Origin of the sequence: Luteimonas sp. MC1828 (genome assembly GCF_016461615.1) — a bacterium.
GTDB lineage: Bacteria > Pseudomonadota > Gammaproteobacteria > Xanthomonadales > Xanthomonadaceae > Luteimonas.
Genome location: NZ_JAEMNY010000001.1, coordinates 1,539,930 through 1,555,568 on the forward strand (window position 1 = coordinate 1,539,930; position 15,639 = coordinate 1,555,568).

General features: G+C 71.4%; 16 protein-coding genes and 1 riboswitch. Of the genes, 9 read left to right on the top strand and 7 right to left on the bottom strand.

The features are described 5' to 3' along the window. Positions 1-9: 9 nt before the first annotated feature. Entirely contained in the window at positions 10-840 is an 831-nt protein-coding gene (locus JHB91_RS07085; RefSeq protein WP_343225067.1) for a cobalamin-binding protein, read from the bottom strand. Next, positions 837-1,433 (bottom strand): pyridoxamine 5'-phosphate oxidase, encoded by a 597-nt coding sequence (gene pdxH / locus JHB91_RS07090; RefSeq protein WP_199472226.1) that lies wholly within the window; start codon positions 1,431-1,433, stop codon positions 837-839. Before pdxH ends, JHB91_RS07085 begins: the two co-directional genes overlap by 4 nt. A 66-nt stretch (positions 1,434-1,499) precedes the next feature. Here pdxH and JHB91_RS07095 point away from each other — a divergent pair, with 66 nt between their 5' ends. Continuing rightward, entirely contained in the window at positions 1,500-2,348 is an 849-nt protein-coding gene (locus JHB91_RS07095) for a kinase (protein ID WP_199472227.1), read from the top strand. Here JHB91_RS07095 and JHB91_RS07100 read toward each other — a convergent pair. After that, positions 2,317-2,520: a dodecin family protein gene (locus JHB91_RS07100; RefSeq protein ID WP_199472228.1), complete on the bottom strand. Its 204-nt coding sequence runs from the start codon at positions 2,518-2,520 to the stop codon at positions 2,317-2,319. The two genes, JHB91_RS07095 and JHB91_RS07100, sit on opposite strands and share 32 nt — an antisense overlap. Before the next feature lie 101 nt (positions 2,521-2,621). Between JHB91_RS07100 and JHB91_RS07105 the strand changes: the two genes are divergently transcribed. Genes JHB91_RS07105 through hemE form a run of 4 tightly spaced genes read left to right on the top strand, consistent with a single transcriptional unit; the run spans position 2,622 to position 5,662 of the window. Beyond that, positions 2,622-3,167, top strand: a complete 546-nt coding sequence (locus tag JHB91_RS07105; protein WP_199472229.1) for a shikimate kinase — start codon at positions 2,622-2,624, stop codon at positions 3,165-3,167. Beyond that, positions 3,164-4,252, top strand: coding sequence for a 3-dehydroquinate synthase (gene aroB, locus JHB91_RS07110; protein ID WP_199472230.1), 1,089 nt, complete (start codon positions 3,164-3,166; stop codon positions 4,250-4,252). Before JHB91_RS07105 ends, aroB begins: the two co-directional genes overlap by 4 nt. A 44-nt stretch (positions 4,253-4,296) precedes the next feature. Then, positions 4,297-4,554: a WGR domain-containing protein gene (locus JHB91_RS07115; protein WP_199375026.1), complete on the top strand. Its 258-nt coding sequence runs from the start codon at positions 4,297-4,299 to the stop codon at positions 4,552-4,554. A gap of 34 nt (positions 4,555-4,588) precedes the next feature. After that, positions 4,589-5,662 carry a uroporphyrinogen decarboxylase gene (gene hemE / locus JHB91_RS07120; protein WP_199472231.1) on the top strand — a complete coding sequence of 358 codons (1,074 nt, stop codon included), beginning with the start codon at positions 4,589-4,591 and terminating at the stop codon, positions 5,660-5,662. Positions 5,663-5,680: 18 nt separating this feature from the next. Here hemE and JHB91_RS07125 read toward each other — a convergent pair whose 3' ends face one another. Further along, positions 5,681-6,670 (bottom strand): hypothetical protein, encoded by a 990-nt coding sequence (locus JHB91_RS07125; protein WP_199472232.1) that lies wholly within the window; start codon positions 6,668-6,670, stop codon positions 5,681-5,683. Further along, entirely contained in the window at positions 6,670-10,230 is a 3,561-nt protein-coding gene (locus JHB91_RS07130) for an ATP-binding protein (RefSeq protein ID WP_199472233.1), read from the bottom strand. The genes JHB91_RS07125 and JHB91_RS07130 overlap by 1 nt, the downstream gene beginning before the upstream one ends. 173 nt (positions 10,231-10,403) lie before the next feature. On the opposite strand from JHB91_RS07130, the gene JHB91_RS07135 reads away from it, so the two are divergent. Both JHB91_RS07135 and JHB91_RS07140 read left to right on the top strand, forming a co-directional pair. Further along, entirely contained in the window at positions 10,404-11,135 is a 732-nt protein-coding gene (locus JHB91_RS07135) for a YceI family protein (RefSeq protein ID WP_233398534.1), read from the top strand. Next, positions 11,132-11,689, top strand: coding sequence for a cytochrome b (locus JHB91_RS07140; protein ID WP_199472234.1), 558 nt, complete (start codon positions 11,132-11,134; stop codon positions 11,687-11,689). Before JHB91_RS07135 ends, JHB91_RS07140 begins: the two co-directional genes overlap by 4 nt. A gap of 12 nt (positions 11,690-11,701) precedes the next feature. On the opposite strand, the gene JHB91_RS07145 is transcribed toward JHB91_RS07140, so the two are convergent. Then, the gene (locus JHB91_RS07145) at positions 11,702-11,929 is read right to left on the bottom strand and encodes a glutaredoxin family protein (protein WP_199472235.1); all 228 of its coding nucleotides are present in this window, start codon (positions 11,927-11,929) and stop codon (positions 11,702-11,704) included. Between the two features lie 125 nt (positions 11,930-12,054). Here JHB91_RS07145 and JHB91_RS07150 point away from each other — a divergent pair, with 125 nt between their 5' ends. Together JHB91_RS07150 and JHB91_RS07155 are read left to right on the top strand one after the other, a co-directional pair. Next, positions 12,055-13,437, top strand: a complete 1,383-nt coding sequence (locus JHB91_RS07150; protein WP_199472236.1) for an L-serine ammonia-lyase — start codon at positions 12,055-12,057, stop codon at positions 13,435-13,437. Between the two features lie 29 nt (positions 13,438-13,466). Next, positions 13,467-14,501 (top strand): alpha/beta hydrolase, encoded by a 1,035-nt coding sequence (locus JHB91_RS07155; protein WP_199472237.1) that lies wholly within the window; start codon positions 13,467-13,469, stop codon positions 14,499-14,501. Here JHB91_RS07155 and JHB91_RS07160 read toward each other — a convergent pair. Continuing rightward, a complete protein-coding gene (locus JHB91_RS07160; protein WP_199472238.1) occupies positions 14,446-15,327 on the bottom strand; it encodes an alpha/beta fold hydrolase in 882 nt (293 codons plus the stop codon). The genes JHB91_RS07155 and JHB91_RS07160 overlap by 56 nt on opposite strands. A 105-nt stretch (positions 15,328-15,432) precedes the next feature. Beyond that, positions 15,433-15,551: riboswitch (SAM riboswitch) on the bottom strand. Between the last annotated feature and the right edge of the window lie 88 nt (positions 15,552-15,639).

Below are 15,639 nucleotides of genomic sequence, written 5' to 3' on the forward strand. Positions count from 1 at the left end.
CGCCGCGCGTCAGCCCCGGCCGCGCGCGCGTTCGCGCTGCGACCAGCCATGCACGATCGCGGACAGCGCGCGCACGCCGTCGGTCAGCGCGGCCGGACCCGGCTGCAGGATCAGCGGCGACTTCACCTCGTGCAACTCGCCGTCGCGGACCGCCGGGATCGCGTCCCAGCCGGGCCGTGCGGCGACCCTGTCGGGGCGGAACTTCTTGCCGCACCACGAGCCGATGATGATGTCCGGCGCCCGGCGCACCACCTCGCCGGCGTCGGCGAGGATGCGCTGCTTGGCCAGCGGCTCGGCGGCGAGCTCCGGGAACACGTCGTCGCCGCCGGCGATGCGCAGCAGCTCGGCGACCCAGCGGATGCCGGTGATCGGCGGGTCGTCCCATTCCTCGAAGTACACGCGCGGGCGGCGCGGCAGCGTGGCCGCCCGCGCCGCGACCTCGTCGAGACCGCGCTGCAGGCTGTCCGCATACGTGTTCGCGCGCGCGGCCACGCCGACCAGCGCGCCGAGCCGGCGCACGTAATCGACGATGCCGTCGACGCTGCGGTGGTTGCTGATCCACACCTCCACGCCGTTGCGCACGAGCTCGGCGGCGATGTCGGCCTGGATGTCGGAAAAACCGATCGCCATGTCGGGGCGCAGCGCCAGGATCGCGCCGATCTTCGCACTGGTGAACGCGCTCACCTTCGGCTTGTCGCGACGCGCCTCGGGCGGCCGCACGGTGAAGCCGCTGATGCCGACGATCCGGTCCTGCTCGCCCAGGGCGTACAGCGTTTCAGTGGGCTCCTCGGTCAGGCAAACGATCCGCCGTGGTCCATGCAAGGTGACCGCGTCGCTCACGGGTACAGCATCCGCTTGCTGCAATCGCCCGCGTGATCGCATTCGTACAGCCAGCGTTCGTGCAGGCGATAGTCGGCGCCGTACCAGAACTCGATGCGGTCGGCGCGCACGCGCAGGCCGTTCCAGCGCGGCGGACGCGGCACCTCGCGGCCGTCGAACTGCTGCGCATACTCGGCCAGCCGGCGCTCGAAGTCCTCGCGCGTGTCCAGCGTCTCGGACTGCAGCGAGGCCCAGGCGCCGAGCTGGCTGCCGCGCGGCCGCGTGGCGAAGTACGCGTCGGCCTCGGCCTCGTCGATGATCGCCACGGGGCCTTCGATGCGCACCTGCACGCCCTGGCGCACCCGCGGCCAGTGGAACAGCAGCGCGGCGCGCGGATTGGACTTCAGCTCACGACCCTTGCGCCCGTCGAGGTGGGTGTAGAACACGAAGCCGCGCGCGTCGTGCGCCTTCAGCAGCACCGTGCGCGCGGAAGGCCGGCCATCGGGCGTGGCGGTGGCGAGGGTCATCGCGGTGCGGTCGGGCTCGCCCGCATCGCGCGCCTCGTCGAACAGCGTGTCGAAGGTGGCCAGGGCCTCGGCGTACAGGTCGGTCATCGCGGCAGAACTCCACATGGTCGGCGCGCGCACGGCACGCGCCGGCGCTGCGCTATCGTTGCACGCATGGCGACGCCCTTGCATCCGCGCAGCGGTTTCAGCGACGACGTGGTGGCCGCGGTGCTGGCCGACGTGGTGGCGTCCGGCGCGCGCGTGTTCGCGATCAGCGGCGTGCAGGGCAGCGGCAAGTCCACGCTGGCCGCGCAGCTGGCGCAGGCCGCCGACGCCCACGGCCTGCGCACCGCGGTGCTGTCGATCGACGACGTCTACCTCGACCGCGACATGCGCCAGGCGCTGGCGCGCGACGTGCATCCGCTGCTCGCCACCCGCGGCCCGCCCGGCACGCACGACCTGCCGCTCGCGTTCGCCACGCTCGACGCGCTGCGCGACAGCGGAGCAGCCCATCTGCCGCGCTTCGACAAGCTCGGCGACCAGCGACGGCCGCGCCGCGAGTGGCCCCGGGTCTCCGGCATCGACCTGGTAGTGCTGGAAGGCTGGTTCATCAGCACGCCCGCCGAGGACGAGGCCGCGCTCCGCGCCCCGATCAACGCGCTTGAACGCGACGAGGACCGCGACGCCACCTGGCGCCGCTGGTGCAATGCTGCGCTCGCCCGCGATTACCCGGCGCTGTGGGCGCGCATCGACCGGCTGCTGTTCCTGCAGCCGCCGGGATTCGACATCGTGCCGGAGTGGCGCTGGCAGGCGGAACGCGCGCTGCACGCGAACGCTCCGTCAGCCACCGCGATGAACCGCGCCGGGATCGACCGTTTCGTGCAGCACTACGAACGCGTCAGCCGCCAGGCGCTGCGCACGCTGCCGGCGATCGCCGACAGGGTGCTCGCCCTCGATGCCGCGCGGCAGCCGACCACGCCGGCGCCGGTCGCTACTCGACCACGAACGTCACCCGCAGGTTGACGCGCCACTCGGTGATGTTGCCGCCGCCGTCGGTGACCACCTTGGTCTCGTTGATCCAGGCGCCACGGATGTTCTTGACCGATTCCGCGCATTTGGCGAGGCCGCTGCGCACGGCGTCCTCGACGCTGGTGGGCGAGGAGGCGTTGACTTCGATGATCTTGGCGACGGTCATGGCTTGCATCCCGGTGGGCGGCGACAGTGCCGCTGCCTGCATCCTGGGAGGGGGGATGTTAAGGACGCGCCGTGGACCACCGGCTGCTAGCATCGCGAGGCATGAATCCAGCCCCCAACCTCGTGCTCGTGGGCCCCATGGGCGCCGGCAAATCCGCGATCGGCCGCCGCCTCGCCGAGCGCTTCGCGCTGCCCTTCATCGATGCCGACCGCGAGATCGAGCTGCGCACCGGCACCAGCGTGGCGACGATCTTCGAGTGTGAGGGCGAAGGCGGTTTCCGTGCGCGTGAACGCGAGGTGCTCGCCACCCTGCTGGCTGCCACGGGCTGTGTCGTCTCCACCGGCGGCGGGGCCGTGCTCGACGCCGGTACCCGCGAACTGCTGCGCGGCCGCGGCTACGTGGTGCACCTGCTGGTCGACGTGGAAGCGCAGCTGGCGCGGCTGGCCCGCGACCGCAGCCGCCCGTTGCTGGCCGGCGGCGATCGCGAAGCGGTGCTGCGACGGCTGGCCGAAGTGCGTGACCCGCTGTACGCCGCCGTCGCCGACATGCAGTTCGACACGCGCGCGCTGAGCGCCGCCGACGCGGCCGTACGCCTCGGGCACGCGCTTGACGCGGCCTGGCAACGCGGCCTGGAGCTGGCGTCGTGAGCGCGGTGCGCCACGTCGACGTTGGCGGTGACGCCCCGTATCGCATCGTCATCGGCAAGGGGCTGCTCAGCGACGGCGCCGCCCTCACCGCCACGCTGCGCGGCCGCCAGGTACTGCTGGCCAGCGACAGCAACGTCGCGCCGCTGCATGCGCAGGGCGTGGAAGACGCGCTGCTGGCCGCGCGCCCCGATCTGCGCATCGCGCGCTTCGTGCTGCCCGCAGGCGAGGCGTCCAAGACCCTGCCGGGCTTCGCCGCCGCCATCGACGCCCTTGCCGCGCTGGGCGCCACCCGCGACGCCTGCGTGTTCGCGCTCGGCGGCGGCGTGGTCGGCGATCTCGCGGGGTTTGCCGCGGCCTGCTGGATGCGCGGCATCGACTGCGTGCAGCTGCCGACCACGCTGCTGGCGATGGTGGACTCCTCGGTGGGCGGCAAGACCGCCGTCGACCTGGCCGCCGGCAAGAACCTGGTCGGCGCCTTCCACCCGCCGCGTGCGGTGCTGGCCGATACCGCCGTGCTCCGCACCCTCCCCGACCGCGAGCTGCGCGCGGGGCTGGCCGAAGTGGTGAAGTACGGCGCCATCGTCGACGCGCCCTTCCTCGACTGGCTGGCCGGACACGCCGGCGCGCTGCTCGAACGCGAGGACGCGCCGCTCGCCGAGGCCATCGCCCGCAGCTGCGCGCACAAGGCGGCAATCGTCACCCGAGACCCGTTCGAGCGCGGCGAGCGCGCCCTGCTCAACTTCGGCCACACCTTTGCCCATGCCATCGAGACCGAACAGGGCTACGACGGCATGAACCACGGCGAGGCGGTGGCGGTGGGCATGGTGCTGGCCGCGCGGCTGTCCACGGTGCTCGGCATGGCCGGCAACGACGATGCCGACGGCCTGCGCAGGCTGCTGGCGCGCTTCGGGCTGCCGGTCGACCTGCCGCGCGGGCTGCAACCCGCCGCCCTGCTGGAACGCATGCGCCTGGACAAGAAGGCCCAGGCCAGCGGCCTGCGTTTCGTGCTCTGGGAGGGCGCTGGCCGCGCGTGCGTCGTGTCCGACGTACCCGAAGCCGCGGTACTGGGCGTCCTGCGCGGGTAGGCGGCCGGCGGCGCCCGCGACCCGCTGCCGGCTACAATCGCGGGATGCGCCTGCTCCTGCAACAACGCCCCGAAGGCCGCGAACCGCCGCGCTTCGTGCAACTCATGCTCCAGCCCGACCTCCTCGGCGGCTGGGCGCTGGTGCGCGAAACCGGGCAGATCGGCGGCCGCAGCACGGTGCGGCGCGAGCAGTTCCTCGACCAGACCAGCGCCATGAACGCGCTGGAGCAGGCCCGCGACCAGCAGATCAAGCGCGGTTTCCAGCTGATGTTCGCGCAGGGCGCGGACATGCCGAAGCCGTGACCCTGCCCCGCGGGCCGTTACCAGGACCCAAGACGTGCCCCAGCCCCTGAAGAACGACCGTTTCCTGCGTGCCCTGCGCCGCGAGCCCGTGGACCACACCCCGGTGTGGCTGATGCGCCAGGCGGGCCGCTACCTGCCCGAGTACCGCGCCACGCGCGCGAAGGCCGGCAGCTTCATGGGCCTGGCCACCAACCCGGAGCTGGCCTGCGAGGTGACCCTGCAGCCGCTGGCGCGTTTCGAACTCGACGCCGCGATCCTGTTCTCGGACATCCTCACCATCCCGGACGCGATGGGCCTCGGCCTGTATTTCGTCGATGGCGAAGGTCCGAAGTTCAAGCACCCGGTGCGCGACGCCGCGGCGATCGCGAAACTCGGCGTGCCGGACATGGAAACCGACCTGCGTTACGTGATGGACGCGGTGCGCGTGATCCGCCGCGAACTCGACGGCAGCGTGCCGCTGATCGGCTTCTCCGGAAGCCCGTGGACCCTGGCCTGCTACATGGTGGAAGGCGGCGGCAGCAAGGACTTCGCGCGCATCAAGGCGATGGCGCACAACGACCCCAAGGCGCTGCACGCGCTGCTCGACGTCAACACCCGCGCGGTGATCGCCTACCTCGCCGCGCAGCGCGCGGCCGGCGCGCAGGCGCTGCAGGTGTTCGACACCTGGGGCGGCACGCTGTCGCCGGCGATGTACCGCGAGTTCTCGCTGCCGTACATGGCGCGCATCGCAAGCGAACTCGACCGCGGCGAAGGCGCCGAACGCACGCCGCTGATCCTGTTCGGCAAGGGCAATGCGAGCCACCTGGAGGCACTCGCCGCCACCGGCGCGGAAGGCATTGGCGTGGACTGGCTGATCGAGCTCGGCGACGCCGCGCGCCGCATCGGCGACAAGGTGGCCATCCAGGGCAACCTGGACCCGACCACCCTGTTCGGCAGTCCCGATGCGATCCGTGGCGAAGTGCGCCGCGCGCTCGACAGCTACCGCGACGGCAACGGTGGCTCGCGCGAGGGCCATGTGTTCAACCTCGGCCACGGCATGTCGCCGGGCATGGACCCCGAGCACGTGCGCGTTCTGGTGGACGAAGTGCACGCCTACAGCAGGCGCTGACCTTCGGCCGCGGACTGCTCAGCCCAGGCCGTCCCGCGACGGTGCCAGGCGGCCACCGCGATCACCCGGCACGGCCGCCGGCGCGCGGTACTCGAAGCGGATTTCACGATGTCCCTCGGGCACCTCGGGATTGTGCGGCTCGGCACCCACGCAGCCTGGATGGAGGCGGTTGTCCAGGCTCATCGCAAGCAAGGCCAAGGCCTGCGCCGCGGCGCTCGACGGATCGCGTGCCAGCACGCGGTCGGCCACCAGGTAGGCGCTGTCGCCGGCATCGGATTCGATCGCAGCCCGCGACTCCCCCGGCGCTGCGGCGCCAGCGGGCAGCGCTTCGATCCGCGCCGGCGACCAGCAGCGTCCGGTGCTGCCGATGTAGGTGCCGCGGACCAGTTCCGCGACGAAACGTTCCAGCTCGCTGCGGACCTTGCCGCGGCGCATCGCCGTGGCGGCCACGCTGTAACGGCCCTTCACGTAGTACATCCGGTCGACCAGCAGCGTCATTGCCGAGTGCCAGGCGCCGCCTTCGCGCAGCAGGCGCATGTCGGCCGATCGCGCGGAGAGCGGTTTTTCGTCGTCCCCGTCGCCTGTCACCACGTGGAAGTTGCGCAAGGCCCCGAATTCGGCCGACGTGTAGCCTCCGGGGGCGCCAACGCCCGACCCGATCTCCTGCAGCGTGGCCCGGGCGGCCTCGTCCAAGTGCGAGTCCGGTACCACGCCGACGGGATAGAAATAGATGTCGATCCAGCGATCGAGGCTGTCCCCGGATCGATACCGCACCGACGCTCCGAGCTCGGCGACGTCATAGAGCTTTTCACCAACGGCTTCCCAATCGCCGACGCGCAATGGATAGACGATGCGCGTCTCTGCCAGGAATCCGCCGAGGAACGGCTGCGGCGCGTTGTCCCCGCCCTGGCCTGCATCCGGGACATCGGCCGCCGCGGCCCCGCCCGTCGATGCCAGCAGCACCGCCGCCATGACCGCCGACCAACGCCCACTGCCTGTTGTCGCCATCACTCGTCCTCCCTGGATTGCAGCGCAGCGATCGCATCGGCCAGCAATGTGCCGGTCACCGGCTTGCGCAGGAACAGGTCGAACCCGGCCGCGCGCGCCGCGGGCTCGGCGTCGGCATCCGCGCGCGCGGTGACCGCCATCAGCGGCGCGTTGAATCCCCGCGCATGCAGCTGGCGCGCCAGCGCCAGGCCGTCGATGCCGGGCAGATCGAGGTCGAGCATGGCGAGATCGAAGCGGCTGGTGGTGGTTTCGGCCAACGCGGCGAGCCCGTGCGGCACGTGCACCACGCTGTGCCCCTGCGCATGCAGCAACCCCACGATCACCTCGGCAACGGTGGCATCGTCCTCCACCAGCAGGATGCTGCGCGGCCGCTGTGCCGGGCGCGGCGGGCGGATGTCCACGGGCCGCGCCTCGGGTGCCTGCGCGCCGGGCAGCGGCAGGTCGACGGTGAAGTCGGTGCCGTGCCCCGGCGTGCTGTCGAGCTCGATGCGGCCGCGCATCGCCACGGCAAGCTCCTGGCAGATCGCCAGGCCCAGGCCGCTGCCGCCGTAACGTGACGCGGTGCGGATGCCTTCGGCCTGCTCGAAGCGCCGGAACAGGTACGCCTTCTGCTCATCGTTGAGCCCGGGCCCCGTATCGGACACCACCAGGCGCACGCCCGCGCCGGCCATGGGTGCCGCCTGCAGCGTCACGCTGCCCGCCTCCGTGAACTTGATGGCGTTGCCGAGCAGGTTGAGCAGGATCTGCCGGACGCGCCCGGCATCACCCAGCAGCCAGCGCGGGGTCTCGACATCGATGTGCCGCCGGAACGCCAGGCCACGCTGGCGGGCCATCGGCTCCACCATCCCGGCGACCTCGTCGAGCAGCGCCACGAGGTTGAACGGCTGCGCATCGAGCTCCAGCTTGCCGGCTTCGATGCGCGCGAGGTCGAGCGCGTCGTTGACCAGGCGCATGAGGTGTTCGCCGGCGCGGCGGATGGCGTCGGCATAGCCGCGCTGGCGGGGCTCCAGCTCCGTGCCCAGCAGCAGCTCGCTCATGCCCAGCACGCCGGTCATCGGCGTGCGCACTTCGTGGCCCAACGTGGCCAGGAACCTGGTCTTGGCCAGCGACGCCTGTTCGGCCAGTTCGCGTTTCTGCTCGCTGAGCTGCCACGCGTGGCGACGCTTCAGGCGGCCCCGGTACGCATGCCCGATCCACAGCACGCACAGCGCCGCCAGCGCGATGAACAGCAGTTGCGCCCAGATGGCCTGCCACCACGGCGGCTGCACATCCAGCACCAGCTGCTGCGATGGCGACCACGCGTCGTCGGCGGTCCGCGCCTGCACCTGCAGCCGATACCGGCCAGGTGCAAGTTTCGGGAAGACCCGCTCCCCGGCGGCGCCGGTTTCCACCCACCCGGCATCGTCGCCTTCCAGCAGGAAGCGGTAGCGATGCGCGTGTGCATCGGTGAACGACAGCAGCCGCGCCACCACGCGCAGGTCGCGGTCGTCGTGGCGCAGCCGCAGCTCGGTGGCCAGCGGCGACATCGAGACGCGCTCGTCGCCGCGGCGCAGGTCGACCGACTCCACCGCCAGCGTCGGCGTGCCCTGCGTCCATTGCACCTGCCGGGGATGGAACAGCAACAGTCCGTCGGCGGTGCCGGCCGCCACATAGCCCAGCGGCGACATCTGCATCGGGTATTCGCTGAACTCATGGCTGGGCAGGCCATCGCGCACGCCGTACAGACGCAGCCGGCGCGTATCCGGGTCGAACCGGACCAGCCCGCGTGCCGTGGTCATCCACACCACGCCGACGTCGTCCACCAGCACGCCTCCGGGAGCGACAGTCGGCAGGCCCTGGGCGGCGTCGACCGTGTCGAGGTGATGCAGCGTGGCTCCATCCCAGCGATACGCCGACAGCACGCCGTTGCCCGCCAGCCAGATCCGGTGGCCGTCGGGCGCGGGCTCGATGGCCACGCCATGCAGCGCGATCCCGGGCGCGCCGGGAATCGGCTCGAACCTCCGCAGGCCGGCATTCCACGCGCGCAGCCCGCCGCTTCCGACCAGCCACAGGCCGCCATCCGGCGCGCGCGCGAGTTGTTCGACCGAGTCGGTGAACCCGAGGCCACGGCCGTCGCCGCGGTGCAGGGTGTCCAGCACGCGACCGCCGGCGTCGCGGAGCTGGACGCTGTGCAGCGTGGCCAACCAGAGCGTGTCGTCGTGCAGCTGGACGAAATGTGCGATCCGCCCGGCTGGCGCGGCGTCCGCATTGCCATCCGCATGCCAGCGGCGCGCCGCCCGTGTCACCGGATCGAACCGCACCAGCTGGTCCTGGCAGCCGAGCCACACGCCGCCGTCGCGCGTCTCGAGCACGCCGGTGACCAGCAGCGAACCGCAGATTTCAGTGAAGCGGTGCTCGATGCTTCCCGTTTCCGGATCCATCCAGTCGAGCACGCCGCCGCTCCCGACCAGCCACAATCCCCGTCCGCCGCCGGCGGTGGCCGGTGCCACGCCGTAGACGAACGCGTTGGCCGGCGACGACGGATCGTTTAGGCGCCGCTGCAGCACGGTGAAATTCCGCCAGTTGGCCGGGAGGTGCCAGAGGCCGGCGTCGGAGCTGGCGAACCACAGGCCGCCCTCGCGGTCTTCGTAGGCGCTGGACCAGGCGGGACGCACCAGGCCGCGGCTGGTGGTGCTGTACAGCGGCACGTTGTCGACGCGGCCATCGCGCTCCCAGGCCAGGCCGCTGCGCGTATCCAGCCAGCGGGCGCCCTGCGAATCCTCCAGCAGCATGTGCAGCGCCGGCTGGCCGAGCACCGGGTCCATCCACGGCAGCCGTTCGATGCGGCCATCCGCGCGGCGCACCATGCCGGCGCCATGCATGCCCATCCACACGTCACCGCCGTCGTCCACGGTCAGCCCGTCGATCAGCAGCGACTCCAGCGCATCGCCCGGCAGGCGGGCGAAACCCGACCCGGTCCAGCGCGCCACGCCGCCCTTGGTGCCGACCCACAGCGTGCCGTCGCGCGGGTCCACGCCGAGGTGCGACACCCCGTTGGACGGCAGGCTGTCGGCCCTGCCGGGCTCGTATCCGTAGTGGCGCACGCGGCCGTCGGGCGACAGCCGGTGCAGGCCTGACTCGGCGGTACCGAACCAGACGTCGCCATCGGGCGTACTGGTGACCGACCAGACGTCGTGGCCGGCGATCGCCGCATGCGAGTTCCGGTCGTACCAGGTGAACGCTTCGCGCCCCACGTCGAGCATCGCCAGGCCGGCGGTCTGGGTGCCGATCCAGACACGGTCCTGTGCATCGACATGCACGGACCAGATGAAGTTGTCGCGCAGGCCGTCGCCCACACGCCAGATGCGGAAACCCACGCCGTCATAGCGCGCCAGGCCGTCACGGGTGGCGATCCACAGGTAACCCTGGCGGTCCTCGGCGAGCGCGTTGACGCGATTTGACGGCAGTCCGTCGAAGACGCTGATCTGGCGCGGCTGTGGCAGCTGCGGCACCGCGGCCACGGCGAAGCCCGCCAGCAGCCCGCACAGGCAGAGGCCGATCCATCTCGCCAAACCTCGCATGTATCTCCCCGGACATCCGCGGCGGGCACGTGCCCACCCACCCCCGCGCATCCTCGCAACGCACCGTATCGGGCGCAAGTTGCGTGGGGCCCGCGGCCTGCGCCTAGAATCCCGCATCGGCGCAGGGCGTCGTTCGCAGGGAGCCGCTGGACGCCATGGCGCGAACATTCCGCTTGCCGCAACTCTTGGTGCCCGCGCTGGCGATGTTGCTGGCGATGCTGGTGGCCGCCTGCATGCCGGCGGTGTCGCGCGACGCGGCGGACGGGACCGATGCCGCGGGCGCGATACCGCCTGCGGCACAGGCCGACACCGCCAGCGGAATCGAAGGCGATGCCGACAGCTATGCGCTCGACCCGGTGCATACCCGCGTTGCGCTGGCCGTCGACCACGCCGGCTTTTCGCGCGCCATCGGCACCGTGTCCGGGACCACCGGCCAGCTGCGCTTCGCTCCGGGCGACTGGAGCGGCGCATCGGTGGTCGCCGAAGTTCCGCTGGCCAGGCTGGACTTCGGCGATGCGGACTGGAATCGCGCCGTCGCCGCGCGCGGCCTGCTCGACAGCGAACGCCATCCGGTGGCGCGCTTCGCATCCACGCGCGTCGAGGCCATCGATGATCGACGCGCGCGCATCCACGGCACGCTGTCGCTGCGCGGCGTGACCCGGGACGTGGTGCTCGACGCCACCCTCAACGGCCATCGCCGCCACCCGCTGCCGCCGTTCCGCCGCACGATCGGCTTTTCCGCCACCACCACGCTCAGCCGCGCCGACTTCGGCAGCACCGCGTGGGGCTCGGTGATCGGCGATGCGGTCGAGCTGCGCATTGAACTTGAAGCCGTGCGCTCGCGCGACGACACGCCCCCGCCCGCCACCGCCACGCCGCAAGACGAGGACACCACCCCGCCATGACCCTCAAGAACATCACCCGCTGGGGCGCCGTCAGCCAGGCCTTCCACTGGACCATCGTGCTGCTGCTGCTGGTGGTCGCCGTGGTCGGCCTGACCATGGGCGAGCTGCCGCGCACGCCGAAGTATTTCTGGGTCTACACCGCGCACAAGTCGATCGGACTCACGATCCTGGCGCTGGCGCTGCTGCGCCTCGGCTGGCGCCTGTACGCCGGCGCACCACCGCCGGTCGCGGGCACCCCGCGCCTGCAGGCGATGGTCGCTTCGGTGACCCACTGGGCGCTGTATGCGCTGATCTTCGCGATGCCGCTCAGCGGCTGGCTGTACGACTCGGCCAGCGGCCTGCGTCCGTTCCGCTGGTTCGGCCTGGCCGAAGTACCCAAGCTGTCGCCGCCGAACGAAGGCCTGGCCGACCTGGCCAACGACGCGCACGAAACCATGTTCTGGGTGCTGGTGCTGCTGGTGGCGGCGCATGCCGGCGCCGCGCTCTACCACCACATCTTCCAGCGCGACGACACCCTGCGGCGCATGCTGCCCGGCCGGCGCGCGCGCGGCTGAGCGGAGCCCCGGTCAGGGCGCGAGGAATCGCCGCAGCGTCGCGGCGTCGAACGGCCAGTCGAGCTCGCGCCCTCCGGCGGCATCGCGCAGCACCGGCACGCGCACGCCGTAGCGCTCCTCCAGCGCGTCGTCGCCATCGATGAACACGCTGTCGAACTCCGGCGCGCGCGCCTCCGCCAGCACCGCGATGGCGAGGTCGCAGAGGTGGCAGTCGTCGCGCTGGAACAGGGTGAGCGGCATCGATCGGGGCCTTGGAACGGGCGGCCCGCGCAGGGGTGGCGCACCGGCGCGGCTATGATAGCGGGCATCCGCGCGCGCCTTTCGCGCCGCCTGGACCCGGCAGCCTCCGGGACACCCGGATCACCATGGCCGTCAGCACCTTCGACCTCTACAAGATCGGCATCGGGCCGAGTTCGTCGCACACCGTGGGCCCGATGCGCGCCGCGGCGCGCTTCGTCGAGCACCACCTGGCCGACGCCGGCAAGCTGCAGGACGTCGTGCGCGTGCGCGCCGAGGTGTTCGGCTCGCTCGCACTGACCGGACGCGGCCACGGCACCGACAAGGCCGTGCTGATGGGCCTGGAAGGCAACGTGCCCAACCTGATCGACCCCGACATCATCCCCGGTGCGCTGCTGCGCATCCGTAGCGAACACCGCGTGAACCTGGCCGGCCGCCACCCGGTGGCGTTCGAGGAAAAGCGCGACCTGGTGATGAACAAGCGCCAGAAGCTGCCATTCCACACCAACGGCATGCGCTTCACCGCGTACGACGCCAACGAGGAAGTCGTCGCCAGCCGTGACTATTACTCGGTCGGTGGCGGGTTCGTGGTCAACCAGGACGAAGCCGCGGAGGACCGCATCGTGGCCGACACCACGCCGGTGCCGTATCCGTTCGCCAGCGGCGATGCGCTGCTCGCGCAGGCGCGCGAACACGGCCTCAGCATCGCGCAGATGATGATGGCCAACGAGACCTCCTGGCGCAGCGGCGACGAGGTGAAGGCCGGCCTGCGCGAGATCTGGCAGGCCATGCAGTCCTGCATCCAGCGCGGCATCGCCAATGGCGGCACCCTGCCCGGCGGCCTGCACGTGTCGCGACGCGCGCCTGCGCTGTACGCGGAGCTGTCGTCGCGGCCGGAAGCCGGCATGCGCGACCCGCTGACGACGCTCGACTGGGTCAACCTGTACGCGCTCGCGGTCAACGAGGAAAACGCCGCCGGTGGCCGCGTGGTCACCGCGCCCACCAACGGCGCGGCCGGCATCATGCCCGCGGTGCTGCGCTACTACGAACGCTTCTGCCCCGGCAGCACCGAACAGGGAATCTTCGACTTCCTGCTCACCGCGGCCGCGGTCGGCATCCTCTACAAGGAGAACGCTTCGATCTCCGGCGCCGAAGTCGGCTGCCAGGGCGAGGTGGGCGTGGCCTGTTCCATGGCCGCGGCAGGCTTGACCGCCGCGCTCGGCGGCACCCCCAGCCAGATCGAGAACGCCGCCGAGATCGGCATGGAGCACAACCTCGGCCTGACCTGCGACCCGATCGGCGGCCTGGTGCAGATCCCCTGCATCGAACGCAACGCTATGGGCGCCGTAAAGGCCATCAACGCCTCGCGCATGGCAATGCGCGGCGACGGCAAGCACAAGGTCAGCCTGGACAAGGTCATCAAGACCATGCGCGACACCGGCCGCGACATGCAGGACAAGTACAAGGAAACCTCGCGCGGCGGCCTGGCGGTGAACGTCATCGAGTGTTGAGCGGCCCGCAACGCCGAAGGGAGTTCCCCATGCCGAAGCCATCGACCCCGGCCATCGTTGCCGCCGCGCTCGCCTGCGCCTGGAGCGCATGCGCCGGCGCCACCGACCACCCCGTCTACGGTCCACGGCTGGAAGGCTTCGATTACCCGCATCCCGTGCAGACGTTCGCCTTCGACAGCCAGCGCCAGGCGCTGCAGATGGCCTACCTCGACGTCGCGCCGACAGGCGCGCCGAATGGCCGCACCGTCGTCCTGCTCCACGGCAAGAATTTCTGTGCCGCGACCTGGGACGCGGCGATCGCGGCGCTTGCCGGGGCCGGGTGGCGCGTCGTCGCTCCCGACCAGGTCGGCTTCTGCAAATCCGACAAACCCGCGCACTACCAGTTCTCGTTCGCGCAACTTGCCGCCAACACGCATGCACTGCTGGCTTCGCTCGACGTCGAGCGCAGCGTGGTGGTGGGACATTCCATGGGCGGGATGCTGGCGACCCGCTACGCACTGCAATATCCCGACGCGGTCGAGCAGCTGGTGCTGGTGAACCCGATCGGCCTGGAGGACTGGAAGGCCCTTGGCGTGCCGTGGCGCGACGCCGCCGACTGGTATGCCGGCGAGCTCAGGACGTCGTTTGATTCCATCCGCGCATACCAGCTCGATGTCTACTACGGCGGCCAGTGGAAACCCGCATACACACGCTGGGTGACCATGCTCGCCGGCATGTACGCAGGGCCGGGCGGCGAGCGCGTGGCCTGGAACCAGGCACTGGCCTCCGACATGGTCTTCAACCAGCCGGTCGTGCACGAGTTCGGCGACATCGCGGTGCCGACCACGCTGTTCATCGGCCAGAAGGACCGCACCGCCATCGGCCGCGACCGCGCGCCGGAAGGCCTCAAGGCCCGGCTCGGCGACTACCCGGCGTTGGGCCGGCGCGCCGCGGCCGCCATTCCGGGCGCAACCCTGGTCGAGTTCGACGATCTCGGCCACTCGCCGCAGGTCGAGGCCCCGGAACGCTTCAACGCCGCACTGCTCCAGGCGCTGTCGACGACGCCAGCCGGCAAGGCGGACTGACCGCGCCCTGCCCGGACGCCGGCGCACCCAGCGCCGAGCGCAGGATCGCGTCGATGCGCTGACCTCCCTTCAGGAACGCATCGTGGCCGTACGGCGAGCGCAGCACGCGCAGGCGTGCCGGGCCGCCGATGGCTTCGACCAGGTCGACCGCGTCGGAAAGCGGGACCAGCTGATCGCCATCCACCGCGACCACGGTGGTGGGCACGCGCACCGATGCGGGATCCAGACGATGCAGCTCGGTCGACTCCGAGAGTCGCTGCTGGCCCGCGGGATACGCGCGATGCGCTCCGCTCACCGCTACCAGGCATGCGAGGCGACCGCCGTGGCGCACGGCGAACTGCAGGCCCACCATCGCGCCGTACGAATAGCCGACGAACGCGTGCAGGCGCGCGATGCCGAGGGCGTCGAGCAGCAGCGCCGAGGCATCGGCCTGGTCGGCGGCGTCGACCGGGGGGTCCAGGCGGCCATCGGCACCGACATGGTCGAACGCGAGCAGGCGCATCCGCGCGGGGTCAAGCGCGGTTCCGGCACCGGCTACCGCGTCGGCCCAGCCACGCGCGGGGAACGTCGCGCAGGACACGAGGTGGCGATCGGCGGAGACGCCGCCGGCCACCAGCACGACCGGCGCGTCCACCGCCCCCTGCAGTTCGTAGGCCAGCCGCAGCCGGCGCGGGTCGGCGTGGCGCATCGGCAGCACCACCTCCACTTCGCCACGGACGGCGACGCAGCGCGTGGCCGTATCCGCTGCAGGCGGCGCGGCATCCGCCGCGTCGTGGTGCGAGGGCGTGGATGCGAAGGCGGGCGTGGTGCGTTCGACGAGGCTCATGGCAAATCCGGAAGGGGACAAGGCCATCGACGCCAACGGGGCATGCCGGAGATGTGCCGCGCGCTTCGCAGCGCGCAACGCCACGGATGCCGCATGGGCGATCCGCAACCATCTTCCGGTGGACATACAGGTCCCCGCAGGACTTGGCACAGCGGACGGAGCTTGCGCTCCATCCAGTTGCCCCGGCGTCTTCGGGCCTGTCCCTCGGCCGGTCACGATGGATGGCGCGCAGGTTGCCAGCGCCCGCGCGGCTTGTCAATCGCTTCATGCGGATAGAGAGATGGATATATTCGCCCGCAGTGCGTGGCCAGC

What these genes read in the sequence shown, in the direction of transcription:
- pdxH (WP_199472226.1), bottom strand. Translation starts at nt 1,433, where the DNA reads ATGACCGACCTGTACGCCGAGGCCCTGGCCACCTTCGACACGCTGTTC.
- JHB91_RS07095 (WP_199472227.1), top strand. Translation starts at nt 1,500, where the DNA reads ATGGCGACGCCCTTGCATCCGCGCAGCGGTTTCAGCGACGACGTGGTG.
- JHB91_RS07100 (WP_199472228.1), bottom strand. Translation starts at nt 2,520, where the DNA reads ATGACCGTCGCCAAGATCATCGAAGTCAACGCCTCCTCGCCCACCAGC.
- JHB91_RS07105 (WP_199472229.1), top strand. Translation starts at nt 2,622, where the DNA reads ATGAATCCAGCCCCCAACCTCGTGCTCGTGGGCCCCATGGGCGCCGGC.
- JHB91_RS07115 (WP_199375026.1), top strand. Translation starts at nt 4,297, where the DNA reads ATGCGCCTGCTCCTGCAACAACGCCCCGAAGGCCGCGAACCGCCGCGC.
- JHB91_RS07125 (WP_199472232.1), bottom strand. Translation starts at nt 6,670, where the DNA reads ATGGCGACAACAGGCAGTGGGCGTTGGTCGGCGGTCATGGCGGCGGTG.
- JHB91_RS07130 (WP_199472233.1), bottom strand. Translation starts at nt 10,230, where the DNA reads ATGCGAGGTTTGGCGAGATGGATCGGCCTCTGCCTGTGCGGGCTGCTG.
- JHB91_RS07140 (WP_199472234.1), top strand. Translation starts at nt 11,132, where the DNA reads ATGACCCTCAAGAACATCACCCGCTGGGGCGCCGTCAGCCAGGCCTTC.
- JHB91_RS07145 (WP_199472235.1), bottom strand. Translation starts at nt 11,929, where the DNA reads ATGCCGCTCACCCTGTTCCAGCGCGACGACTGCCACCTCTGCGACCTC.
- JHB91_RS07150 (WP_199472236.1), top strand. Translation starts at nt 12,055, where the DNA reads ATGGCCGTCAGCACCTTCGACCTCTACAAGATCGGCATCGGGCCGAGT.
- JHB91_RS07155 (WP_199472237.1), top strand. Translation starts at nt 13,467, where the DNA reads ATGCCGAAGCCATCGACCCCGGCCATCGTTGCCGCCGCGCTCGCCTGC.
- JHB91_RS07160 (WP_199472238.1), bottom strand. Translation starts at nt 15,327, where the DNA reads ATGAGCCTCGTCGAACGCACCACGCCCGCCTTCGCATCCACGCCCTCG.